At 55.4% G+C, this 25,076-nt stretch carries 22 protein-coding genes; all 22 read left to right on the forward strand.

Annotated features, from left to right (window positions below; genetic code table 11):
* The first annotated feature begins 39 nt into the window (after positions 1–39).
* The 22 genes from B4113_RS17800 to B4113_RS17900 all read left to right on the forward strand — a co-directional run bounded on the left by B4113_RS17800 (position 40) and on the right by B4113_RS17900 (position 25,052).
* Positions 40–2,352 (forward strand): DNA translocase FtsK, encoded by a 2,313-nt coding sequence (locus B4113_RS17800; RefSeq protein WP_033843543.1) that lies wholly within the window; start codon positions 40–42, stop codon positions 2,350–2,352.
* Between the two features lie 203 nt (positions 2,353–2,555).
* Complete coding sequence (locus B4113_RS17805) at positions 2,556–3,287, forward strand: GntR family transcriptional regulator (RefSeq protein WP_033023133.1); 732 nt, start codon at positions 2,556–2,558, stop codon at positions 3,285–3,287.
* A gap of 85 nt (positions 3,288–3,372) precedes the next feature.
* Entirely contained in the window at positions 3,373–4,464 is a 1,092-nt protein-coding gene (locus tag B4113_RS17810; protein WP_033023266.1) for a BMP family protein, read from the forward strand.
* 126 nt (positions 4,465–4,590) lie between these two features.
* Positions 4,591–6,120 (forward strand): ABC transporter ATP-binding protein, encoded by a 1,530-nt coding sequence (locus B4113_RS17815; RefSeq protein ID WP_061912747.1) that lies wholly within the window; start codon positions 4,591–4,593, stop codon positions 6,118–6,120.
* The gene (locus B4113_RS17820) at positions 6,117–7,163 is read left to right on the forward strand and encodes an ABC transporter permease (RefSeq protein WP_033023135.1); all 1,047 of its coding nucleotides are present in this window, start codon (positions 6,117–6,119) and stop codon (positions 7,161–7,163) included. Before B4113_RS17815 ends, B4113_RS17820 begins: the two co-directional genes overlap by 4 nt.
* Complete coding sequence (locus tag B4113_RS17825; protein WP_033023137.1) at positions 7,164–8,123, forward strand: ABC transporter permease; 960 nt, start codon at positions 7,164–7,166, stop codon at positions 8,121–8,123.
* A gap of 146 nt (positions 8,124–8,269) precedes the next feature.
* Positions 8,270–9,568 carry an EF-P 5-aminopentanol modification-associated protein YfmF gene (gene yfmF / locus B4113_RS17830; protein ID WP_033023139.1) on the forward strand — a complete coding sequence of 433 codons (1,299 nt, stop codon included), beginning with the start codon at positions 8,270–8,272 and terminating at the stop codon, positions 9,566–9,568.
* Positions 9,549–10,838, forward strand: coding sequence for an EF-P 5-aminopentanol modification-associated protein YfmH (gene yfmH, locus B4113_RS17835; protein WP_033023140.1), 1,290 nt, complete (start codon positions 9,549–9,551; stop codon positions 10,836–10,838). Before yfmF ends, yfmH begins: the two co-directional genes overlap by 20 nt.
* Positions 10,839–11,241: 403 nt before the next feature.
* Positions 11,242–11,958 (forward strand): elongation factor P 5-aminopentanone reductase, encoded by a 717-nt coding sequence (gene ymfI / locus B4113_RS17840; protein WP_033023141.1) that lies wholly within the window; start codon positions 11,242–11,244, stop codon positions 11,956–11,958.
* Positions 11,959–12,418: 460 nt separating this feature from the next.
* On the forward strand, positions 12,419–12,673 hold the full coding sequence (locus B4113_RS17845) for a DUF3243 domain-containing protein (RefSeq protein ID WP_033023142.1): 255 nt from the start codon (positions 12,419–12,421) through the stop codon (positions 12,671–12,673).
* 251 nt (positions 12,674–12,924) lie between these two features.
* Positions 12,925–13,716, forward strand: a complete 792-nt coding sequence (locus B4113_RS17850) for a DUF3388 domain-containing protein (protein ID WP_033023144.1) — start codon at positions 12,925–12,927, stop codon at positions 13,714–13,716.
* Positions 13,717–13,922: 206 nt separating this feature from the next.
* On the forward strand, positions 13,923–14,804 hold the full coding sequence (locus tag B4113_RS17855; RefSeq protein ID WP_033023146.1) for a helix-turn-helix domain-containing protein: 882 nt from the start codon (positions 13,923–13,925) through the stop codon (positions 14,802–14,804).
* A 74-nt stretch (positions 14,805–14,878) separates the two neighbouring features.
* Entirely contained in the window at positions 14,879–15,457 is a 579-nt protein-coding gene (gene pgsA / locus B4113_RS17860; RefSeq protein ID WP_033023148.1) for a CDP-diacylglycerol--glycerol-3-phosphate 3-phosphatidyltransferase, read from the forward strand.
* Positions 15,458–15,487: 30 nt separating this feature from the next.
* Complete coding sequence (locus tag B4113_RS17865) at positions 15,488–16,732, forward strand: competence/damage-inducible protein A (RefSeq protein WP_033023150.1); 1,245 nt, start codon at positions 15,488–15,490, stop codon at positions 16,730–16,732.
* Positions 16,733–16,912: 180 nt separating this feature from the next.
* Positions 16,913–17,956, forward strand: a complete 1,044-nt coding sequence (recA, locus tag B4113_RS17870) for a recombinase RecA (RefSeq protein WP_033023151.1) — start codon at positions 16,913–16,915, stop codon at positions 17,954–17,956.
* Between the two features lie 270 nt (positions 17,957–18,226).
* Complete coding sequence (locus tag B4113_RS19770; protein ID WP_153017180.1) at positions 18,227–18,469, forward strand: hypothetical protein; 243 nt, start codon at positions 18,227–18,229, stop codon at positions 18,467–18,469.
* Positions 18,433–19,989, forward strand: coding sequence for a ribonuclease Y (gene rny, locus B4113_RS17875; RefSeq protein ID WP_033023152.1), 1,557 nt, complete (start codon positions 18,433–18,435; stop codon positions 19,987–19,989). The genes B4113_RS19770 and rny overlap by 37 nt, the downstream gene beginning before the upstream one ends.
* Positions 19,990–20,087: 98 nt before the next feature.
* Positions 20,088–20,882, forward strand: coding sequence for a TIGR00282 family metallophosphoesterase (locus B4113_RS17880; RefSeq protein ID WP_033023154.1), 795 nt, complete (start codon positions 20,088–20,090; stop codon positions 20,880–20,882).
* Between the two features lie 130 nt (positions 20,883–21,012).
* The gene (gene spoVS / locus B4113_RS17885) at positions 21,013–21,273 is read left to right on the forward strand and encodes a stage V sporulation protein SpoVS (protein ID WP_003251598.1); all 261 of its coding nucleotides are present in this window, start codon (positions 21,013–21,015) and stop codon (positions 21,271–21,273) included.
* Positions 21,274–21,364: 91 nt separating this feature from the next.
* Positions 21,365–22,288: a dipeptidase gene (locus B4113_RS17890; protein WP_033023156.1), complete on the forward strand. Its 924-nt coding sequence runs from the start codon at positions 21,365–21,367 to the stop codon at positions 22,286–22,288.
* Positions 22,289–22,446: 158 nt separating this feature from the next.
* The gene (locus B4113_RS17895; protein ID WP_033023157.1) at positions 22,447–24,219 is read left to right on the forward strand and encodes a 2-oxoacid:acceptor oxidoreductase subunit alpha; all 1,773 of its coding nucleotides are present in this window, start codon (positions 22,447–22,449) and stop codon (positions 24,217–24,219) included.
* Positions 24,186–25,052 (forward strand): 2-oxoacid:ferredoxin oxidoreductase subunit beta, encoded by an 867-nt coding sequence (locus B4113_RS17900; RefSeq protein ID WP_033023159.1) that lies wholly within the window; start codon positions 24,186–24,188, stop codon positions 25,050–25,052. Before B4113_RS17895 ends, B4113_RS17900 begins: the two co-directional genes overlap by 34 nt.
* The last annotated feature ends 24 nt before the right edge of the window (positions 25,053–25,076 follow it).

The raw sequence follows: 25,076 nt of genomic DNA on the forward strand, positions 1-25,076 counted from the left end.
CCGGCTTTGCCACTGAAAAGATGTTGGAGTGAACGAAACATGGCGAAACGAAAGCGACGAAAAAAAGGAAAACGGCCAAAAGGGCAGTCATGGGTGGAAACCGTTCGCTTTGAATTGATCGGCCTTAGCTTGCTCGCCGTGGCCGTGGTGGCGATGGCCCGCCTTGGGCTCGTTGGGGAAACGCTCGTGCTCATCAGCCGCTTTTTTTTCGGCGAATGGTACATGCTATTGTTGATCGGCCTTTTGGCGTTATCAGCGGCGCTTATCTGGCAGCGGCAGTGGCCGTCATGGACGAGCCGCCCGTTTGTCGGCGTGGCGGTCATCGCGGCGGCGCTCCTGCTTTTAAGCCATGACAGGCTGTTTGCGCTGATGTCGCGTCGCGGACAGTGGGATCCGAGCGTCATACGGACGACGTGGGCCTTGTTTTGGAATGAAGCGAGCGGCAAGACGGCCGATGCCGATTTAGGCGGGGGGATGGTAGGCGCTCTGCTGTTTGCCGCCAGTTATCAGCTGTTTGATTCAACTGGGACGAAATGGATTTGTTTCCTCTTGTTTCTCGTTGGCTTGATCATCCTCACCGGAAAGCCGCTGCGTGACACAGCCGGCCGATGGATCGGACTTGCCGCATCGGTTGTTCGTCAAGAATGGCGGGCGTTTCTTGAGGATGTGAAGCAATGGCGAGCGGGAAGGAAGGGTAAAGCGAACCGCAGCCAAAGCCGGCGGACGCGGCGCGCGGCCCGGCCTGAGGAGGAGTCGGCGGAAGCGGCGGAGCTGGAAGAGGAAATGCTGTCTCCGCCCCCGATCATCTCCGATTTTGCCGCTGTCCGTTCGGCGGCTGAGCCGGAAGAGGAGAGCGAACGGGCGGAAGATGGTGGGGACAGAGGGAAGCCGACGCCGCCGTTGGCCTTTTCCGCCCATGAAAATACGAACTACGACTTGCCGCCGCTCGATTTGCTCCGCTTGCCGAAACCGGCCGGGCAGTCGGCCGACCATGCCAACATTTACGCCAACGCCCGCAAACTGGAAAAAACGTTCCAAAGCTTTGGCGTCAAGGCGAAAGTGACGCAAGTGCATCTCGGTCCGGCGGTGACGAAGTACGAAGTGTATCCGGACGTCGGGGTGAAAGTGAGCAAAATCGTCAGCTTAAGCGACGATTTGGCGCTCGCGTTGGCGGCAAAAGACATCCGCATCGAGGCGCCGATTCCCGGCAAATCGGCGATCGGCATTGAAGTGCCGAACGAAGAAATCGCGACCGTCTCGCTGCGCGAGGTGCTGGAAGCCGTTGAGCATACCAAGGCGGAAGCGAAGCTTTTAATTCCGCTTGGCCGCGACATCTCCGGAGAAGTCGTGGCGGCGGAACTGAACAAAATGCCACATTTATTAATCGCCGGCGCGACCGGCAGCGGCAAGAGCGTCTGCATCAACGGCATCATCGTCAGCCTGCTTATGCGCACGAAGCCGCATGAAGTCAAGCTGATGATGATCGACCCGAAAATGGTCGAGCTGAGCGTGTATAACGGCATTCCTCATTTGCTGACGCCGGTCGTCACCGATGCGAAAAAAGCGGCCCAAGCGCTGAAAAAAGTCGTCCAAGAAATGGAGCGCCGCTACGAGCTGTTCTCCCACACCGGCACGCGCAACATTGAAGGGTATAACGAACAGATCCGCCAGCAGAACGAAACGGTGCCGGAACAGCAGCCGCTCTTGCCGTACATCGTCGTGATCATCGACGAGCTAGCGGATTTAATGATGGTGGCGTCATCGGATGTTGAGGAAGCCATCACCCGCTTGGCGCAAATGGCACGGGCGGCCGGCATCCATTTGATTATCGCCACCCAGCGGCCATCGGTTGATGTCATCACCGGTGTCATTAAGGCGAACATCCCGTCGCGCATCGCCTTTAGCGTCTCGTCGCAAATCGATTCGCGCACGATTTTGGACATGGGCGGAGCGGAAAAGCTGCTCGGGCGCGGCGACATGCTGTTTTTGCCGATGGGAGCTTCCAAACCGGTGCGCGTGCAAGGGGCGTTCGTTTCCGATCAAGAGGTCGAAGACGTTGTTCAGTACGTCATCGGCCAGCAGCGAGCGCAATACTATGAAGAAATGATGGTCGAGGACGGCGAGCCATCGGCCGGCGACCTTGATGACGACTTGTACGACGAGGCCGTCCGCTTGGTGGTCGAAATGCAGAGCGCGTCCGTTTCGATGCTGCAGCGCCGCTTCCGCATCGGCTACAACCGCGCCGCCCGCTTGATCGACGCCATGGAAGAGCGCGGCGTCGTCGGGCCGTATGAAGGAAGCAAACCGCGCGCGGTGCTGTGGTCGAAAGAGGACATCAAAAAGACATCCTAAACCGAATAAGGCGGGCAAAAATCAGCGCCGCCCGCCTTATGATGCATCTTATTGGAAGCGTTATCAAACCTGTTTCTTTTTCTTCGACAAAATTTGATATCGCCTATTTATTTGCCCAAGAAAACGTGATATAGTATTTTCGAAAAGGTTATATGTCTAATGTCAGAGGTCTGATCTTTAGCGGAAACGTGGAGGACATTGTCATGTCAATCAAAGCAGACAGCCGCCATCTGTATTTGCAAGTGATCGATCGCTTAAAACGGGATATCGAAACAGGCGTGTACAAAGAAAAGCAAAAACTGCCGTCTGAGTTTGAACTGGCCAAGCAGCTCGGAGTCAGCCGGGCGACGCTGCGCGAGGCGCTTCGGGTGCTCGAAGAAGAAAACGTCATCATTCGCCGCCATGGCGTCGGAACGTTTGTCAATGCTCGTCCGCTGTTTACGTCCGGCATCGAGCAGCTCTCAAGCGTGACCGATATGATCCGCCAAGCCGGACGCAAACCGGGGACGATTTTTTTATCCTCTTCGATTCAGCATCCGACCGAGGACGACATGCGCCGCTTTCAATGCGGGCCGGACGAGGGGTTATTGCTGATCGAGCGGGTGCGTACGGCCGATGGCGAACCGGTCGTTTACTGCATCGACAAAATTCTGTGCAAATATTTGCCAAGGGGCATTTCGTATGAGCAGGAATCGCTGTTTGAAAGCCTGCACAACCAAGCGCACCGCGACATCGCCTATGCGGTCGCGCGCATCGAGCCGCTCGGCTATCACGAAAAAGTGTCGCCGATTTTGCAATGCGATCCGGAAACGGCTTTGCTTGTTTTGAAACAAATGCATTTCGATAAAAACGACGAAGCCATCTTTTATTCGATCAACTATTTTCGCTCCGACAAATTCAGCTTCCATGTCATGCGGAAGCGGTTTGGCTTTTAAGGAGGTGAAAACGGGTACATAGAAGCAGAAAGGCAGTTCCATACTAAGTGAAGAAACCAATTTTTATGTAGGGGGTAAATGGATGATGAAAAAGCGGCTTGGTTTTCTAGTGTCAACGTTGTTTGCCGCCAGCACGATGCTCGCCGCCTGTGGCGGTCAAGGGGGAAATAATGCCGGGGGCAACGGAAAAGATACGTTCAGCGTCGCCATGGTCACCGACGTTGGCGGGATCGACGACAAATCGTTCAACCAGTCGGCTTGGGAAGGATTGCAAAAATTCGGCAAAGACAATGGGCTTGAAAAAGGCCGCGGCGGCTATGACTACTTGCAGTCATCGAGCGATTCCGACTACGCCACGAACTTAAACAAACTCGTGCGCAGCGATTTTGATTTGATTTACGGCATCGGCTACTTGATGGGCGACGCGGTGAAAGAAGTCGCCAAGCAAAACCCGAAAAACCATTTCGCCATCGTCGACACGGTGGTGAACGAGCCGAACGTCGCCAGCATCACGTTCAAAGAACATGAAGGTTCGTTCCTCGTCGGCGTGGTCGCCGGGTTGATGACGAAAACAAACAAAATCGGGTTTGTGGGCGGCATGGAAATTCCGCTGATCGAGAAATTTGAAAGCGGGTTCCGCGCCGGCGTCAAAGCCGTCAACCCGAAAGCGAAGGTGGAAGTGCAATACGCCGGGGGGTTCGACCAAGCGGACAAAGGGAAAGCGATCGCCTCGAGCATGTACGCGTCTGGCATCGATATCATCTACCATGCCTCTGGAGCGACCGGAAACGGCGTCTTCTCAGAAGCGAAAGACTTGAAGAAAAAAGATCCGAACCGTAAAATTTGGGTCATCGGCGTCGACAAAGACCAAGCGCCGGAAGGGGAAGTGAAAGTGGGCGACAAAACGTACAACGTCACGCTCACTTCGATGGTAAAACGCGTCGATGTGGCGGTGTATGACTTGGCGAAACAGGCGAAAGCCGGAAACTTCCCGGGCGGCAAAACGATCGAGTACGGATTGCCCGAAAACGGAATTCGCGTCGCTACGACTGGCGGCAACGTTCCGGAAAACGTTTTGAAAGCTGTTGATGAGTGGAAACAAAAAATAATTAAAGGTGAAGTGAAAGTCCCGACCAACCGGAAAGAGTATGAACAATTCGCTGCGACGATCAAGTGACGAACAACGGTAAAGAAGGCTAGTGCGTGCGCTAGCCTTTTTCAAAATCATGAAATGAAGGGCGGCCGTTCCGCTGCCGCCTCTCATTTTGTGATTTTGACCTTGCCGAAATGGGGAGTGAAGCGTTTGGAATACGTGATTGAAATGCTCAACATCCGCAAAGTGTTTGGCGCGTTTGTCGCCAACGACAACATTACGCTGCAAGTGAAAAAAGGGGAGATCCACGCCCTCCTTGGCGAAAACGGGGCCGGCAAGTCGACGCTCATGAACGTGCTGTTTGGCCTTTATCAGCCCGATGGCGGCGAAATCCGCGTCAAAGGGAAGCCGGTGCGCATCACCGACCCGAACGTCGCCAACGATCTCGGTATCGGCATGGTGCATCAACATTTTATGTTGGTCGATACGTTCACCGTCACCGAAAACATTATTTTAGGCAGCGAGCCGACGCGGGCGGGAACGATCGATATCAAGCGGGCCGAGCAGGAGGTGCGCGAGCTGTCGGAACGATACGGGCTTGCTGTTGATCCGACGGCGAAAGTCGCTGACATTTCGGTCGGCATGCAGCAGCGCGTGGAAATTTTAAAGACGCTCTATCGGGGCGCCGACATTTTGATTTTTGACGAACCGACAGCGGTGTTGACGCCGCAGGAAATTCGCGAGCTGATGGACATTATGCGCACCCTTGTCCGCGAGGGGAAATCGATTATTTTGATCACCCATAAGCTCAAGGAAATTATGGAAGTGTGCGACCGCGTCACCATCATCCGCCGCGGCAAAGGGATTGCGACGCTCAATGTAGCGGAGACGAACCCGAACGAACTGGCGGCGCTCATGGTCGGCCGCGAGGTGCAATTCACGACGGAAAAACGGCCGGCCGAACCGGGAACGCCGGTGCTTGAAATTGAAGGGTTGGTCGTCAAAGACGCCCGCGGGCTCGCCGCGGTCAATGGGTTGAATTTGACGGTGCACGGCGGTGAAATCGTCGGCATTGCCGGAGTCGACGGCAATGGGCAGACCGAGCTGATCGAAGCGATAACCGGCTTGATCAAAGCAGAATCCGGGACGATTCGGCTCAACGGCCGAGACATTACGAACTTGCCGCCGCGCCAAATCATCGAAGCCGGCGTCGGCCATATTCCGCAAGACCGGCATAAGCATGGGCTGGTGCTCGATTTTCCGATCGGCGAGAACATGGTGCTGCAGACGTATTACAAGCCGCCATACTCCAAGCGGGGCTTGTTGAACTTCACGGCGATTTATGAAAAAGCGCGCCAGCTCATCCGCGAGTTTGACGTGCGCACGCCGGATGAGTATACGAAAGCAAGGGCGTTGTCGGGTGGCAACCAGCAAAAAGCGATCATCGGCCGCGAAGTCGACCGCGATCCGGACTTGTTGATCGCCGCCCAGCCGACGAGGGGGCTTGACGTCGGAGCGATCGAGTTTATTCATAAACGGCTCATCGAACAGCGCGACCGCGGGAAAGCGGTGCTGCTCGTTTCGTTTGAGCTCGATGAAGTCATGAACGTCAGCGATCGGATCGCCGTCATTTACGGAGGAAAAATCGTCGCCATCGTCGATCCGAAAGCGACGACGGAGCAAGAGCTTGGGCTGTTGATGGCCGGAAGCAAACGGAAGGAAGCGGGTGTGTCGTCATGAAATCCAATCGCCTTCAACAACTTTTCATTCCCGTGCTGGCGGTCTTGCTTGGCATGATTGCCGGCTCGATCGTGATGCTCGCAAGCGGCTACAATCCGATCGCTGGCTTTTCCGCTCTCGTATACGGAGCGTTTGGCGATACGTACTATATCGGCGAAACGATCCGGCAGACGACGCCGTATATTTTGACCGGCTTGGCGGTCGCGTTCGCGTTTCGCACCGGCTTGTTTAATATCGGGGTCGAAGGGCAGCTGATCGTCGGCTGGCTCGCCGCCGTTTGGGTCGGGGTGTCGTTTGATTTGCCCAAAATCGTCCATTTGCCGCTCGCCATTTTGGCAGCCGCTGCGGCTGGGGCGTTGTGGGGCTTGCTTCCCGGCGTGTTAAAGGCCTATTTGAAAGTCCATGAAGTCATTATTACGATCATGATGAACTATATCGCCTTGCACGTCACGAACGCCATCATCCGCTCGGTGCTGTCGGATGAAGGATTCAAATCGGATCCGGTCAAGCCGAGCGCCTCGCTCCAGTCCGAGTTTTTCGGGGCGATCACGCACCACTCGACGATGCATTACGGCATTTTCATCGCCATCGCCGCGGCGTTCATCATGTGGTTTTTGTTGGAGCGGACAACGAAAGGGTTTGAGCTGCGCGCGGTCGGCTTCAATCAGCACGCGTCACAGTACGCCGGCATGAACGTGCGCGCCAACATCATTTTAGCCATGGTCATCTCCGGTGCTTTTGCCGGTGTCGCCGGGGCGATGGAAGGGCTTGGGACGTTTGGAAACATCTCTACGAAAGCCGGATTCACCGGCCTTGGGTTTGACGGCATTGCCGTCGCCTTAATCGGCGGCAACAACGCGTTTGGCATTTTGCTCTCTGCCTTGTTGTTTGGCGCCTTGAAAGTCGGGGCGCTGGAAATGCCGTCAAGCGCCGGCGTGCCGACTGAGCTCGTCGATATCATTATCGCGCTCATTATTTTCTTTGTCGCATCCAGCTACATGATCCGCTGGCTGTTATCTCGTGGACAAAAGGGGGCGGAGTAAGTGAGCGTGTACGATGTCTTGCAGACGATTATCCCGACGGCCATTTTCTTTGCGGCCCCCCTTATTTTCACCGCGCTTGGCGGCGTGTTCAGCGAACGGTCCGGCGTTGTGAACATCGGGCTGGAAGGGCTTATGACCATCGGCGCGTTTGTCGGGATTGTGTTTAATTTGACGTTTGCCGATCGATTGGGCGCATGGACACCATGGCTCGCCTTAGTGGCGGCCGTGATCGTCGGGGCTGTCTTTTCCTTGCTGCACGCTGTCGCGTCGGTGACGTTTCGCGCCGATCAAGTCGTCAGCGGGGTGGCGATCAACTTTTTGGCTCTCGGCTTGTCGTTGTTTTTGGTGAAAAAAATGTACGGCAAAGGACAAACCGACCAAATTCAAGTCGGATTTGACAAAATGGATGTGCCGGTATTAAGCGATATCCCGATCATTGGGCCGCTGTTGTTTTCCAACGCCTATGTGCCGTCGTACATTGCCATTGCTTTGGCGTTTGTATCATGGTATGTCATTTATAAAACGCCGTTTGGCCTGCGGCTGCGCGCGGTCGGCGAACATCCGATGGCGGCCGATACGATGGGGATTAACGTCGCCAAAATGCGCTATATCGCCGTCATGATCAGCGGGGCGCTCGGCGGGCTGGGCGGCGCGGTGTACGCGACGATCATCTCCCGCGACTTCAGCCATGCGACGATCTCGGGGCAAGGGTTTATGGCGCTCGCGGCGATGATTTTTGGCAAATGGCATCCGGTCGGGGCGATGGGGGCGGCGCTCTTTTTCGGCTTGGCGCAAAGTTTGAGCATCGTCGGCCAAACGATTCCGCTGTTGAAAAACGTGCCGACCGTTTACTTGCTTATCGCCCCTTACGTGCTTACCATTTTGGCGTTGGCCGGTTTCATCGGCCGGGCGGAAGCGCCCAAAGCGGCCGGCACGCCATACATTAAAGGAAAACGGTGACGAAAACGGCTGTCCGAACAACGGACGGCCGTTTTTGACTGGATGGAATGATTTGCATTTTTCGCTGGCCAAAAGGTATATTGTTGCTAAGGAGTTTTACAATAAAAAAGGTAGCGCACTTTGGGCAACAGTAAGGAGGAGTTGGATTGGTCGACGAAAAAGTCACAGCGGTCGGACCGGTACGCGTTCATACGATTCCGACCGATAAGTACAAAACGAACACGATCGTTTGGAAAATGAAGGCCCCTCTTGCCAAGGAGACGGTGACGATGCGCGCGCTGCTGCCGCATGTGCTGCAAAGCGGCACCGCTGACTATCCAAGCGTAAAGGCGCTGCGCACCCATCTCGATGAGCTGTACGGAGCGACGCTTCAGGTCGATTTGAGCAAAAAAGGCGAACAGCATGTGGTGACGATTCGCATCGATGTCGCCAACGAACAGTTTTTGCCGGAACGGCCGGCGCTTTTCGATAAAGCGCTCCAGCTTCTCGCCGATCTGCTGCTTCGCCCGGCGCTCGATGGCGGCCGGTTTGTCCCTGAGATCGTCGAACAAGAGAAACGGGCGCTCCGCCAGCGCATTCAGGCGGTGTACGACGACAAAATGCGTTATGCGAACATGCGCCTTGTGCAGGAAATGTGCAAAGGCGAGCCGTACGCCCTCTCGCCGAACGGCGAGCTCGAAGATGTCGATGCCATTACCGCCGAGGGGCTGTATCGCTATTATGAGCAGGCGTTGGCGGACGATGAGCTCGATTTGTATGTCATCGGCGACGTCGAAGAAGAAAAGGTGCTCGCTGCGGTCACGAACCGCTTCGCTTTGCCAACACGCTCGCCATCCGCACAGGCGCCGCTCGCTCCGACCAAAGCGCGAGGGGAAGTGAACGAAGTGATCGAGCGGCAAGATGTCAAGCAAGGGAAACTGAACATGGGCTATCGGACTGACGTGACGTACGAGGACGACGATTACTACGCCTTGCAGCTGTTTAACGGCATTTTCGGCGGGTTTTCTCACTCGAAGCTGTTCATCAACGTCCGCGAAAAAGCGAGCCTCGCCTACTATGCCGCCTCTCGGCTGGAAAGCCATAAAGGGCTGTTGATGGTGATGTCGGGCATTGAGCCGGCCCATTACGAGAAGGCGCGCCGCATCATTGATGAACAGATGCAGGCGATGAAAAACGGCGATTTCACCGATGAAGAAATGGTGCAGACGAAAGCGGTCATCCGCAATCAGCTGCTTGAGACGCTCGATACGCCGCGCGGACTCGTCGAAGTGCTGTACCATAACGTCGTTTCCACGCGGCAGCGCTCGATCGAGGAATGGCTGACCGGCACCGATCAAGTGACGCGCGAAGACGTGGTGCGCGTCGCAGGCAAAGTGGCGCTCGATACCGTCTACTTTTTGACCGGAATGGAAGGGGGGGCGGACGATGGAAAAACAGGTGTATGAAACGCTAGGCGAGACGCTGTTTTACGAAAAAATGGAAAACGGCTTGGACGTCTATATATTGCCGAAAAAAGGATTCCATAAAACGTATGCGACGTTTACGACGAATTACGGTTCGGTTGACAATCAGTTTGTGCCGCTCGGAAAAACGGAAATGAAACGCGTCCCGGATGGCATCGCCCATTTTTTGGAGCATAAGCTGTTTGAAAAAGAGGATGGCGATGTGTTTCAGCAGTTCAGCAAACAAGGCGCGTCGGCGAACGCCTTTACGACGTTCACCCGCACCGCCTATTTGTTCTCAAGCACCGATAACGTTGAGAAAAACTTGGAGACATTGATCGATTTTGTGCAAACGCCGTATTTTTCCGACAAAACGGTCGAAAAAGAAAAAGGCATCATCGGCCAAGAAATCCGCATGTACGATGACAACCCGGACTGGCGCGTTTACTTCGGCGCCATTGAAAGCATGTATCACAACCATCCGGTCAAAATCGACATCGCCGGTACGGTCGAATCGATCGCCAAGATTACAAAAGAGCTGCTGTATGAGTGCTACGAAACGTTTTATCACCCAAGCAACATGCTGTTGTTTGTCGTCGGGCCGGTCGATGAGCAAAAAATGATGCAGCAAATCCGCGACAATCAGGCGAAAAAGTCGTTTCCGCCGGCGCCGGAAGTGAAGCGGTTTGCGTACGAAGAGCCAAGCGCCGTGGCGGAAAAGAAAAAAATCATTCCGATGCACGTGCAGACGAATAAATGTTTTGTCGGCATCAAAGCGCCGTCCGTGCCGAATACCGGCGGGCAAAAGCTGCGCCATGAGCTCGCGTTTCACGTGCTGCTCGATTACTTGTTCGGCAAAAGCTCACCGCATTACGAACGGCTGTACCGCGAAGGGCTGATCGATGATACGTTCATGTACGATTATACCGAAGAGCGAGAATTCGGCTTTGCCCTCGTCGGCGGCGATACGCGCGATGCTGAGCGCCTCGCTTCAGAAATTCAAACGGTGCTGTTGTCGTTGGATGTCGACGCCATAAAGAAAGAAGAAATCGAGCGGGTGAAAAAGAAAAAGATCGGCGCTTTTTTGCGCGCGCTCAACTCGCCGGAATACATCGCCAACCAGTTTACGCGCTACGCGTTTTACGGCGCCAGCTTGTTTGACATTTTGCCGGTGCTCTCCGCGCTGACGATCGATGAGATAGCGGACGTCGCTTCGGCTTGCTTCCGCGATTCGCAGCTCGCGGTTTGCGAAGTCGTGCCCAAAGAGTCATAAAGAGGTTTGCGCTCCGGTTCGTCTGCGACATGGACGCATGTCCAAGACGATGCGGATGCGCGCCGTTGATCGGGAAGAGGGCGTTTCCTCGCTGTTTGGCGGGCCCTCTTTTTTCGTGAGCATTCCCCAAAACGGCGATGCTCACCTTGGGGCGGAGGGCGCACCACTGTTCGCGAGTCTGACGCAAGACGCTCCCGCCGGCCGTGAAAGATTTTGTGGAGGGCGCACCGCTGTTCGCGAGTCTTGGCAATATCGGCGGTCGCCGGCTTGCCGATCGCGCGGAAGTTGCGATTTGCGGGTCTTTTCAGCGAACAAGGCTCGGTCTATGGTGTTTATACGAAGCGGTGAACGCGGCTCGCTCATCAATCATTAATGGGGTGGATGGAAAAGGAGGGGAAACGTTATGCGCTACGCTTTGATTACCGGCGCTTCCGGGGGGATTGGACAAAGCATCGCCCGCGAATTGGCTAAAAGCGGCTATGGGCTGTTTCTTCATTACTATCGGCGGCGGGCTCCGGTCGCTGCGCTGCAGCGAGAATTGGCCGGCACGCATGTCGTTCCGGTGGAAGCCGACTTGTCGATGCCTTCCGAAGTCGATCGGCTGCTCGCGCAAATCGACCGGCCGATCGACGCCATCGTTTACAATAGCGGGGCCAGTTATTACGGGCTGCTGACGGATATGAATGACGAACTGATAGAGCGCATGGTGCATCTTCATGTCACGAGCCCCGCTTTGTTGATCAAACGGTTGCTCCCGCCGATGATTGCGAACAAGCGCGGTCATATTGTGTTCATTTCCTCCATTTGGGGGGTGTGCGGCGCTTCCTGTGAAGCCGTCTATTCGATGACCAAAGGCGGGCAGAACGCGTTTGCCAAAGCGCTCGCCAAAGAACTGGCCCCAAGCGGCATTCGCGTGAACGCGGTCGCCCCTGGAGCGATCGAGACCGACATGCTGCGGCCGTTAGGCGCCGAAGATCTTCAAGCGCTGGTCGATGAAATTCCCGCCGGCCGGCTCGGCACCCCGGAGGAGGTGGCGAAAACGGTGGCGTTTCTCTTATCAGACGCCGCTTCCTACATTACGGGCCAAGTCATTTCCGTCAACGGCGGCTGGCATTGCTAAATGCCTATGGGGCTGGTGTTTCGTGCAAAATACTGCTGATTCCATCCATTTCTCAATTCGAGAAACCTTGCACAATCAGCGTGAAAATGCCGCACTGGCGCAGGATTTTCATCCCCTGGGTGGAGGGCGAATCCACTGTCCATGGATCTTTTCCGTGAAAATGCCGCACTGGCGCAGGATTTTCATCCCCTGGGTGGAGGGCGAATCCACTGTCCATGGATCTTTTCTGTGAAAATGCAGGACTGACGCGGATTTTCATCCCTAGGTGGAGGGCAAACGTTGCCTATGGAACTTTTCTGAATGAAAAGGCTGCCGAGCGGTGTGTGACATCGATGTTTCACCTTCGATGTTGGTGCCCGTTTTGTTCTTGCCCAATCGGGACCGCTAAGGCGGCGAAACGTATATTTTGGCTTCGGACAGGCAAACTATCCTTGAAACGTTCATCAAGGAGGGAATAGACATGTCGGTATTGGACAACTTTGAACAATGGAAAGAATTCTTAGCTGAACGTCTGCAGCAGGCGCAGCAACAAGGGTTGAACCAGCAAGTCATCTCCGATGTCGCTTATCAAATCGGGGACTATTTGGCCAAACACGTCGATCCGAAAAACCCGGAAGAGCGGGTGCTTGCTGACCTTTGGAGCGTAGCCGATGAAAGAGAACAGCATGCGCTCGCCAATATGATGGTGAAGCTCGTTCAACATCGCCAACACTGAACAAACAAACGGGGTGTCCCAAACGAAAGAGCGGGGCACCTTTTCTGCTGGAAGCCGGCTGCGGCTTTCGCCCCGAACATGCGGCCAAGGCCGCCGCTGGAGACGATCCGGCCGGGCAGATCCCCTTGCTGTTCCCCTCGCATGGAAATGGCGTTTTTCCTCCTCCTTTTCGGTTGCTTTTCCATTTGCGGTTATAGTAGTATGAATTTAGCATAAGGCGTTTGTGCGGACACCGGCAAGGAGGAGACGGAATGGGCAAGCAGGAATGGTATTTGGAATACGAAATTCATGTCAACCGCCCAGGGCTGCTCGGCGATGTCGCTTCGCTGCTCGGCATGTTGTCCATCAACATCGTGACGATCAACGGTGTCCGGGACTCGCGCCGCGGCATGCTGCTCCTTTGCGACAGCAATGAGCAAATCGAGCGGCTGGCGACGATTTTGCGGACGATGGACAACATTACGGTGACGAAACTGCGCCAGCCGAAGCTGCTTGACCGTCTCGCCGTTCGCCACGGCCGTTATATCCAGCGCGATGCCGATGACAAAAAAACGTTCCGTTTTGTCCGCGATGAGCTCGGTTTGCTTGTCGATTTTATGGCGGAAATTTTTAAAGAAAAAGGGCACAAGCTGATCGGTATTCGCGGCATGCCGCGCGTCGGCAAGACGGAGTCGATCGTTGCCGCCAGCGTGTGCGCCAACAAGCGGTGGATGTTTGTCTCATCGACGCTCATCAAGCAAACGGTGCGCACGCAGCTCATGGAAGACGAATATAGCGTCGACAATATTTTTATCATTGACGGCATCGTCTCAGCGCGCCGCGGAAATGAGCAGCATTGGCAGCTGGTCCGCGAGCTGATGCGCCTTGAGGCGACGAAGGTCGTCGAACATCCGGATTTGTTTGTCCGCCATACGGAATACACGCTCGACGATTTTAACTACATTATTGAGCTGCGCCATGAACCGGATGAAGAGATTTCGTATGAAGCGATTGAGCGCCCGACGTTGTTAGGCGGCGACGGGTTTTCCGAGTTCGGATTGTAATAGGGCGCCCCCTATAAGGCTGGTGAACAACGGCTCATTCCCTTTATCAATGAGAGAATGAGCGAAAAGCAGGACCGATGTAACGAGATTTTAACATCGTAAAGCCGTAGCCGCGAGTAAATCACCAGCCTCCTACGCGTTTGGCAAAGGTCATCAGTGAATCGCTTTTCTTTGCTTCAAGTCTAAAAAACGGAAGGTGTTGTCCGTTGACAGAACTAGGGAAACGTTTGCGAGAAGCGCGGGAAGAAAAGAAGATGAGTTTGGATGAGCTGCAGGAGTTGACGAAAATTCAAAAGCGGTATTTGCTCGGTATTGAGGAAGGAAATTACGCCATTATGCCGGGAAATTTTTACGTGCGCGCTTTCATCCGGCAGTATGCCGAGGCGGTCGGCCTCGATCCGGACGAGCTGTTTGAGCAATACAAGCAGGATATTCCCCAATCGTATCAAGAGGACATTCCACAACCGCTCTCGCGCGTGAAAACGCGCCAACAATTGTCCGCGGAGGGAGCGAAATGGCTCGATTGGCTGCCGAAACTGCTCGGCGTTGCCGCGGTGATCGGCGCCGCGGTTCTCGTCTGGCTGCTCCTTCAGCGCAACACGGCGGAAGTGCCGCCGGCGAAGACAAGCACGAAAACGGCGGAAGTGGAAAAGTCGAACCATTCGCCGCTTGAGCAGTCGAAAAAGCCGAAAGAAGAGGAGCAAACGACCCGTGAAGGCGGTGAAGAAAACGAGCAGTCTGCTCCGGCTAAAAGCGAAGAAAAGCCGGCCGCGACGCTCAGTGTAAAGGAGAAAAGCGGCAATACGGCGACGATTGAAGTGCAACATGCCGATACCTTCACCATCGAGCTGTCATCGCGCGGGAAATCTTGGGTCGACGTGTACAACACGAAAGGCCATTCGTTTTTCCGCAACAATTTAATGAAAGGCCAGACGAAAACGTTCGATTTGTCCGCGGAAAGCGAAGTCTGGGTGAAAATCGGCAACGCGCTTGACGTTGATGTAAAAGTAAACGGGGAGCCGTTTGCCTATCCGTTTGATCCAAACGATGAAGTGTTTCAAAAACTGCGATTCATCTTGAAAAAGTGACGGCAAGAGGCGGCCTTTCGCAGCGAAAGCCGCTTCTTTGCCCGCATCGATGTTGAGTAGCGGAGGTATTCGTTGTGAACTTGCCGAATAAAATTACGGTAGCGCGCATCATGTTGATCCCGTTTTTTTTGATTGTGATGCTCGTCCCGTTCGGTTGGGGCAGCATTCGCATCGGCGGCGAGGTGCTCCCGATCGCCCATCTTGTCGGCGCTCTCATTTTCATCGTGGCGTCAACGACGGATTGGATTGACGGCTATTATGCTCGCAAGTATGGGCTTGTCACCAATTTGGGCAAGTTTTTGGACCCGCTTGCCGATAAGCTGCTCGTATCGGCGGCGCTCATTGTGCTCGTTGAACTCGGGTTCGCGCCGGCTTGGATGGTGATCATCATCATCAGCCGCGAGTTTGCCGTCACTGGCTTGCGGCTCGTGCTTGCCGGTGAGGGGGAAGTCGTGGCAGCCAATATGCTCGGCAAAATTAAAACGTGGACGCAAATTATCGCGATTGCCGCCTTGTTGCTTCATAATCTACCGTTTTCGCTCATCCCGTTCCCGTTTGCCGACTTGGCGCTTTGGGTGGCGGTCATTTTCACCGTTTGGTCGGGATGGGATTATTTTGCGAAAAACAAACATGCGTTCGCTCGCTCTAAATAATAGGGTAGCCGCGAAGGAGGAGGCTGTTCATTGAACGCGGAGATCATCGCCGTCGGCTCGGAACTGCTGCTTGGCCAAATTGTCAACACGAACGCCCAGTTTTTGTCGCAGCAGCTTGCCGCCTTGGGCATCAATGTTTATTTCCAGACGGTTGTCGGCGACAACGCCGGCCGCCTTGAGCAGGCGGTGAAAACGGCGCAAACGAGGGCGAATCTCATCATCTTCACCGGCGGTCTCGGCCCGACGAAGGATGATGTCACGAAGGAGACGATCGCCCGTTTGCTTGGCCGCCGGCTCGTCATCGATGAAGAGGCGTTGCGGGCAATCGAAGCGTACTTTGCCCGCGCCCATCGGCCGATGACAGACAACAACAAAAAGCAAGCGCTCGTTTTGGAAGGGGCGACCGTCCTGAAAAACGAAAACGGCATGGCGCCGGGGATGGCGCTCACCGTCGCGGGCATCACGTACATGTTGCTGCCCGGGCCGCCGAAAGAAATGCGCCCGATGTTTACCCGTTACGGGATCCCCTTTTTGCGCGCTGCGTTCCCGCTGTCCGGACGCATTGAGTCGCGTGTGCTCCGCTTTTTTGGCATCGGCGAAGCGGCGCTGGAGACGGCGCTCGCCGATTTGATTGACGCGCAATCGAATCCGACGATCGCGCCGCTGGCCGGTGACGGCGAGGTGACGCTCCGCTTGACGGCGAAGCACCGGGACGCGGCGGAAGCGCAGCGGCTGCTTGATGAAGCAGAAGCGGCGATTTTGGCGCGCGTTGGCCGCTACTGTTACGGCTATGACGACGAAACGCTGTTTACGAAGACAAGCGAACGGTTAAAAGAAAGAGGATGGACGATCGCGGCGGCCGAGAGCCTGACCGGCGGGCTGTTTCTCGAACAGCTCACCGCCGTTCCCGGGGCGTCGCGGATCGTTCAAGGCGGCGTCGTTTGCTACACGAACGGCGTCAAACAACAGGTGCTTGGCGTGCCGCGGCCGCTTCTCGAAACGGACGGGGCGGTGAGCGAATCGTGCGCGCGTGTGTTGGCGGAAAACGTCCGTTCGCTATGCGGCGCCGATGTCGGCATCAGCTTCACCGGCGTCGCCGGCCCCGACCCGCTTGAAGGCCATCCGCCCGGCACCGTCTATATCGGCATTGCCATGCGCGAGCGCGGCACCGCTGTCCGCCGTTTGACGTTGTCCGGCACGCGCGGCGACATCCGCATCCGCGCCGCCAAATACGGTTGTTTTCTGCTGCTGGAGCTGCTTGCGGCCGACCGCTAATCTCGGCCGCTCCCTCCTTTCACACCCTCCACCGCCCATCGTTTGTTTCCGCCGGATCAGCATGGCGATTGTTGCTAGTTTCCCCACCAAAAAAAACGAATGAACGTTCGATTTTTTGCTTGGCAATGGTCAGAAAACGGTGTATAGTATAAGTAGCCTTACAAAAGGAGGAGGAAATGAGTGAATCAAGATCGTCAAGCCGCGTTGGAGCAGGCGTTAAAACAAATTGAACGACAGTTTGGCAAGGGGGCCATCATGAAGCTCGGTGAGCAAGTGGAACGAAAAGTTTCCGTTGTGCCGAGCGGTTCGCTGGCGCTCGATATCGCGTTAGGCGTCGGCGGCTATCCGCGCGGGCGGATTGTGGAAATTTACGGCCCGGAATCATCAGGGAAGACGACCGTTGCCCTTCACGCGATCGCTGAGGTGCAAAAGCGGGGCGGGCAAGCAGCTTTCATCGATGCCGAGCACGCGCTCGATCCAATCTATGCGCAAAAATTAGGAGTCAATATCGATGAACTGTTGCTTTCCCAGCCCGACACCGGCGAACAGGCGCTCGAAATCGCCGAAGCGCTCGTACGAAGCGGCGCGGTCGATATTATCGTCATCGACTCGGTGGCGGCGCTCGTGCCGAAAGCGGAAATTGAAGGAGAGATGGGCGATGCCCACGTCGGCTTGCAAGCCCGCCTCATGTCGCAGGCGCTCCGCAAGCTGTCTGGCGCCATCAACAAATCGAAAACGATCGCCATTTTCATCAACCAAATCCGCGAGAAAGTCGGCGTCATGTTTGGCAATCCAGAAACAACGCCGGGGGGGCGGGCGCTGAAGTTTTACGCTTCCGTCCGCCTAGAAGTGCGCCGCGCCGAACAAATCAAGCAAGGCAACGACATGGTCGGCAACAAGACGAAAATCAAAGTCGTCAAAAACAAAGTCGCGCCGCCGTTTAAAACAGCTGATGTCGACATCATGTACGGCGAAGGCATTTCCCGCGAAGGGGAAATCATCGATATGGCGTCCGAACTCGACATCGTGCAAAAGAGCGGTTCGTGGTATTCGTACAAAGACGAACGGCTTGGCCAAGGCCGGGAAAACGCAAAGCAATTTTTGAAAGAAAATCCGCATATTGCCGATGAAATCGCCCGTGCCATCCGTCAACATTACGGCATTGACGGCAGCGAGGCGGGCGGTGAACCGCAGCAAGACGAGTTCGCGTTGCTTGAGGAATAAGCGCCCCGGAGGGTGTCCCGAAAGGATCGGGACACCCTCTTTCGTTGCTCGATATACGTACGGACTGCTTCTGCCGCACCATCGGTTGTGCTGATCTTGAAGGCGGACAACCTTTTGCGTCAGCCCCTTTCCGAGTTCGCTTTCCCAAACGTGACGGCGCGTCTATACGATGCGAAAGATAAGCGTCAGCTCCTTTCCATGTTCGCTTTCCCCTAGGCGGCGGGCGTGGGCCTGTGTAATATCTTGACAATTGCTACGGGCGCCTTTACAATGAACATGTATATTTGTCCATACGCATGGCGGGGTCAAACGATCGTCCGCCGCGGCGGGACGGGAAGATGCCGAAAGCCGCGCGGGCGATCGCTGTGCAAAATGGGTCGAGCCAATACGTTGAAAATGGGAACATCCATCCGCGCCAACGATGGCGGCGCGCGAAAAATGCAGGGGAACATTGAACAGCAAGAGGAGGTGAAACGATGGGTCCAATCATCATCTCCGCTTTGCTTGCCTTAGTCATTGGTGCCGTTGTTGGCTTTTTTGTTCGCAAATCGATTGCCGAAGCGAAAATTGGCGGGGCGAAAGCAGCTGCCGAGCAGCTGATCGAGGAGGCGAAACGCGAGGCGGACGCCTTGAAAAAAGAAGCGCTTCTTGAAGCCAAAGATGAGATTCATAAACTGCGCACGGAAGCGGAGCGCGACATCCGCGACCGGAGAAGCGAGCTTCAAAAACAAGAAAACCGTCTCATGCAAAAAGAGGAAAATCTCGACCGCAAAGACGAAGCGCTCAATAAGCGCGAGGCGCTGCTCGAAGCGAAGGAAGAAGCGCTAAACGAAAGGCAACAGCATATTGAACAAATGGAAAGCAAAGTGGAAATGCTCGTCCAACAGCAACAAGCCGAACTGGAACGTATTTCCGGATTGACACGCGACGACGCGCGCCAGCTTGTTTTAGAGCGTGTCGAAAAAGAGCTGTCGCATGAAGTCGCCATGATGATCAAAGAGGCGGAAACGCGGGCGAAAGAGGAAGCGGATAAGCGAGCTAAGGCGATTTTGTCGCTCGCCATTCAGCGCTGCGCCGCTGACCATGTCGCCGAAACGACGGTTTCGGTCGTCAATTTGCCTAACGATGAAATGAAAGGGCGCATTATCGGGCGCGAAGGGCGGAACATTCGTACGCTCGAGACGCTGACCGGCATCGATTTGATCATCGACGATACGCCGGAGGCCGTTATTTTGTCGGGATTTGACCCAATTCGCCGCGAAACGGCGCGCATCGCCTTGGATAAGCTCGTCCAAGACGGCCGCATTCATCCGGCCCGCATCGAAGAGATGGTCGAAAAGGCGCGCCGCGAAGTGGACGAACATATTCGCGAAGTCGGCGAACAAACGACGTTTGAAGTCGGGGTTCATGGGCTGCATCCGGATTTGATTAAGATTTTGGGACGGCTCAAATTCCGGACGAGCTACGGGCAAAACGTTTTGAAACACTCGGTTGAAGTGGCGTTTTTAGCCGGGTTGATGGCGGCTGAGCTCGGAGAGGACGAAATGCTGGCGCGCCGGGCCGGCTTGCTTCATGATATCGGCAAGGCGATTGACCATGAAGTGGAAGGAAGCCATGTGGAAATCGGCGTCGAGCTGGCGACAAAATATAAAGAGCATCCGGTCGTCATCAACAGCATCGCTTCGCACCACGGCGACACCGAACCGACGTCGGTCATCGCCGTGCTCGTTGCCGCAGCCGATGCGCTGTCGGCAGCGCGGCCGGGAGCGCGCAGCGAAACGCTGGAAAACTACATTCGCCGCTTAGAGAAGCTGGAAGAAATTGCCGAGTCTTACGAAGGCGTGGAAAAATCATACGCCATCCAAGCGGGCCGCGAAGTGCGGATCATGGTCAAACCGGATATGATCGACGACTTGGAAGCGCATCGGTTGGCGCGCGATATCCGCAAACGGATCGAGGAAGAGCTCGATTATCCGGGCCATATTAAAGTCACGGTCATCCGCGAAACGCGGGCGGTAGAGTACGCGAAGTAAAAAGTGGCAGGCTGTTGCCACTTTCTTTTTTTGCCCGTACAATAAACATAAACGGCGATCGCTGACGGTGATCGTGTTGAGGTAGAAAGGGATCTGGGATGAGAATATTATTTATTGGTGATGTGGTCGGCGCGCCGGGACAAAAAATGGTCGAGCACTATGTGCCGAAGCTGAAGGAAAAATACCGTCCCGATGTCGTCATCATCAACGGTGAAAACGCGGCCGGCGGAAAAGGGATCACCGAATCGATTTACCGATCGTTGCTTGCCTGCGGCGCTCATGCCATCACCTTAGGAAACCATGCGTGGGACCAGCGCGAGATTTTTGAGTTTATCGATCAGGCGAAGGCGCTCATTCGCCCAGCGAACTACCCGTCCGGCACGCCGGGGACGGGGATCGTCTATGTGGCGACGGAACAAGGGGAAGCGGCGATCATCAATTTGCAAGGGCGGGCGTTTTTGCCGGCGATTGACTGCCCGTTTCAAAAGGCGGACGAGCTAATTGCCGTTGCTTCCGCGCGCACGTCTGTCATCATCGTTGATTTTCACGCCGAAGCGACGAGCGAAAAACAGGCGATGGGCTGGTATTTGGACGGCCGCGTGTCCGCCGTCATCGGCACGCACACGCACGTTCAGACGGCTGATAACCGCATTTTGCCAAAAGGGACGGCGTATATTACCGATGTCGGTATGACCGGGCCGTACGACGGCATTTTAGGCGTCGATCGCGACGCGGTGTTGCGCAAATTTTTAACCGGCTTGCCGGTCCGTTTTGGCGTTAAGGAAGGAAGAAGCCAGCTGAACGCCGTGCTTGTCGATGTGGACGCCAAAAGCGGGCGGGCGCTTCAAATCGAGCGGCTGATCATTAATGACGATCATCCTTATTTTGAATAGCTCATCTTTTGAAAATTTTAAAAAATGTGTCCCTCCCTAGCAGGAATAGTTGTTGAAACCGTGAATATAGTTACTAATGAAGACCTTTTCACGAAATCATTTTTCCAAGGGGACGAGGGAGGAACTAGGGATGGAAATATTAAAAGTGTCAGCCAAATCGAATCCGAACTCTGTAGCCGGCGCCTTGGCTGGTGTGCTGCGCGAGCGCGGCGCGGCGGAGATTCAGGCGATCGGCGCCGGCGCGTTGAATCAAGCCGTTAAGGCAGTAGCGATCGCACGAGGGTTTGTGGCACCGAGCGGCATGGACTTGATCTGCATTCCGGCGTTTACCGATATTATTATCGATGGCGAAGAGCGGACCGCGATCAAATTGATCGTTGAACCTCGTTAACTCGATGATTGGCGAATGGTAAAATATAACCTGTTGGCGCCTTCCACCTTGAAGGCAGGCAGGTTATTTTGCTTTTTAAGGGGGAGTATACATGATTTTTGACGCCCATTGCGATGCGCTCATGAAACTGTGGCAAGATCGGTCCTTATCGTTCCGTGACGGACGATCGCTTCATGTGACGTTTTCGGGAATGGCGGAAGCCGGGGTGAAGGTGCAATGCTTTGCCATCTACATACCGGAAACGGTGCCGGAAGAGGCCCGGTTCACGGCGGCGCTTGAGATGGCCGATCTTTTTTTCACCCGCCTCATCGATGCCTTTCCAGCGATGAAGGTGGTGCGCACGAAGCGGGACATTGCCTCTCTCAAAGAGGGGGAGATCGGCGCGATGCTGACGCTCGAAGGCTGCGATGCTATCGGCTCAAACCTTATCAAACTGAAAACGCTTCTTCGTCTCGGTGTTGCGTCTGTCGGCTTGACGTGGAACTTTCCGAACGCCGTCGCCGACGGGGCGTGGGAAACGCGCGGCGCCGGGCTGACCGCGTTTGGCCGGCAAGTCATCGAGCTGCTCAATGAAACGAAACGGTGGGTCGATGTGTCGCACTTGTCGGAGCGAGCGTTTTGGGATGTCATCGAGGCGGCCTGCTTTCCGATCGCCTCTCATTCAAACGCGCATCGCCTTTGTCCGCATCGGCGCAACTTGACCGATGAGCAGATTGGCGCGCTGATCGAAAAAGACGGAATCATCGGCATTACCTTTGTGCCGTATTTTTTGACCGATGATAAACGAGGGGCGACGGTGGCCGATGTGCTTCGCCATCTCGATCATATTTGTGCGCTCGGGGGAGAGCGCCATGTTGGCTTTGGCTCCGATTTTGACGGCATCACGCAGACGGTCGCCGGTCTTGCCTCGGTGAGAGACTACGCCCGGCTTGTTGACGAGCTGCATCGGCATTATTCCGCCGATCAAGTGAAACGGTTTTTGTTCGACAATTTTTATGCACATTTGCCGGAGTGATGAATGTCATTGAACAGCGGCTTGGCGTATCCTAAAATGAAAGGGAAATCATTGACCGCGCCGGCCGCTCGTTTTCAAGAGGGAAGGGAGTGGTTGGCTTGTCAGAAAAGTGGTACAATAGCAGTGAAGGTTGGAGCGAACATAAAGGGGTGTAACGCATGATCGAACAGTTGTCATGGAAGGTGGGCGGCCAACAAGGGGAAGGGATTGAGAGCACCGGGGAAATTTTTTCCACAGCCTTGAACCGCCTCGGGTACTATTTATACGGGTACCGTCATTTTTCTTCGCGCATTAAGGGGGGGCATACGAACAACAAAATCCGCGTCAGCACGAAGCCGGTGCGGGCGGTCGCGGACGATTTGGACATCCTCGTGGCGTTCGACCAAGAGACGATTGATTTCAATTTTCACGAGCTTCATAGCGGCGGCATCGTCATCGCCGACGCCAAATTCGATCCGGCGATTCCAGAAGGGACGGGAGTGGCGCTTTACGCCGTTCCGTTCACTGACATCGCGACGGAACTTGGCAACCCGCTGATGAAAAACATGGTCGCCATCGGCGCGACGAGCGCTGTGCTCGGTTTAGACGCCGCCGTGTTCGAAAGCGTGGTGGCGGACACGTTTGCCCGCAAAGGGGCGCAAGTGGTCGCCAAAAACATGGAAGCGATTCGCGCTGGGGCGCGGTATATGGAAAAGCAGCTGGACGGCCGCGGCGAGCCGATGAAACTCGCTCAAGCTGATGGAAAACAGCGACTGTTTATGATCGGCAATGACGCGATCGCCTTGGGGGCCCTTGCCGGCGGCGCCCGTTTGATGGCCGCGTACCCGATCACCCCAGCTTCCGAAATCATGGAATATTTAATCAAAGCATTGCCTCGTTTCGGGGGGACGGTCATTCAGACAGAAGACGAAATCGCTGCTTGCACGATGGCGATCGGTGCCAATTACGCGGGCGTGCGGGCGTTTACCGCTTCCGCCGGACCGGGGTTGTCGCTGATGGCCGAAGCGATCGGACTGGCCGGGATGACGGAAACGCCGCTTGTGGTTGTCGATACCCAGCGGGGCGGTCCGAGCACGGGCTTGCCGACGAAGCAAGAACAGTCGGACTTGCTGGCGATGATTTACGGAACGCACGGGGAAATCCCGAAAATCGTCATGGCGCCAAGCACGGTCGAAGAAGCGTTTTACGACATGGCGGAAGCGTTCAACTTAGCTGAGGAATACCAATGCCCGGTCATCTTCTTGTCGGATTTGCAGCTGTCGCTTGGCAAACAAACGGTCGAACCGCTCGATTACGACCGCGTTGAAATTCGCCGCGGCAAGCTTGTCACCGGGGAATTGCCGCCGCTTTCCGGCAAGGACAATTTCAAACGGTATGAACTGACGCCGGACGGCATTTCGCCGCGCGTGCTGCCGGGGACGAAAAACGGCATCCACCACGTCACCGGGGTGGAGCACGCGGAGACAGGACGGCCGTCGGAAACAGCCGCGAACCGCCAAGCGCAAATGGAAAAGCGGCTGCGCAAGCTCGCGCATCTCCATTTTCCGACACCGGTGCATAAACAGCTCCGCCATGAGGAGCCGGATTTGCTGCTTGTCGGCTTCTTGTCAACGCGAGGCGCGATTGAAGAAGCGATGGAGCGGCTCGAACAAGACGGCGTCAACGTCAACCATGCCCATATCCGCCTCCTTCACCCGTTCCCGGCGGATGACATGCGCCCGCTTGTCGAAAAAGCCAAGCGAGTCGTCGTCATCGAGCAAAACGCGACCGGGCAATTGGCGAGCTTGTTGAAAATGAACGTCGGGCATGCCGATAAAATCGCCAGCGTCTTGAAATTCGACGGCAATCCGTTCCTGCCGGGCGATGTCTATACTAAATGCAAGGAGTTGTTCATGCAATGGCCACCTTTAAAGATTTCCGCAATGATGTGAAGCCAAACTGGTGTCCCGGCTGCGGCGACTTTTCCGTGCAAGCGGCCATCCAACGGGCGGCCGCCAATCTTGGGCTCGAACCGCATGAGCTTGCCGTCATCTCCGGGATTGGCTGTTCGGGCCGCATTTCTGGGTACATTCACTCCTACGGTTTCCACGGCACGCACGGCCGCGTGTTGCCGCTCGCCCAAGGAGTGAAAATGGCCAATCGCGATTTGACCGTCATCGCCGCCGGCGGCGACGGCGATGGGTTTGCGATCGGCATGGGGCACACGGTTCACGCCATTCGCCGCAACATCGACATCACATACATCGTCATGGACAACCAAATTTACGGGCTGACGAAAGGACAAACTTCGCCGCGCAGCGCTGCCGGCTTTCAAACGAAAAGCACGCCGCACGGATCGATCGAGCCGGCGCTGTCGCCGCTCGAGATCGCGTTAAGCGCCGGAGCGACGTTTGTCGCGCAAGGGTTCTCAAGCGACTTGAAAGAGCTGACAAGCTTGATCGAAGAAGGCGTCAAGCATAAAGGATTTGCGTTCATCAACGTCTTCAGCCCGTGCGTCACATACAACAAAGTGAACACGTACGAATGGTTCAAAGAACGGCTCGTCAAGGTGAGCGACATCGAAGGGTACGACCCGGCCAATCGCGAGATGGCGATGCAGACGGTCATGAAATACGATGGGCTCGTCACCGGAGTGATTTATCAAAACGAAGAGCAAAAGTCGTATCAAGAGCTTGTGCCGGGCTACAGCGCAGCGCCGCTTGCTGAGGCGGACTTGAAACTAGACAAAGAACAGTTCGAACAGCTTGTATCGGAATTTATGTAAAAAAGGAAACAACTGACACCCCGT

The organism is Geobacillus sp. B4113_201601, from assembly GCF_001587475.1.
In the GTDB taxonomy this organism is placed as follows: domain Bacteria; phylum Bacillota; class Bacilli; order Bacillales; family Anoxybacillaceae; genus Geobacillus; species Geobacillus icigianus.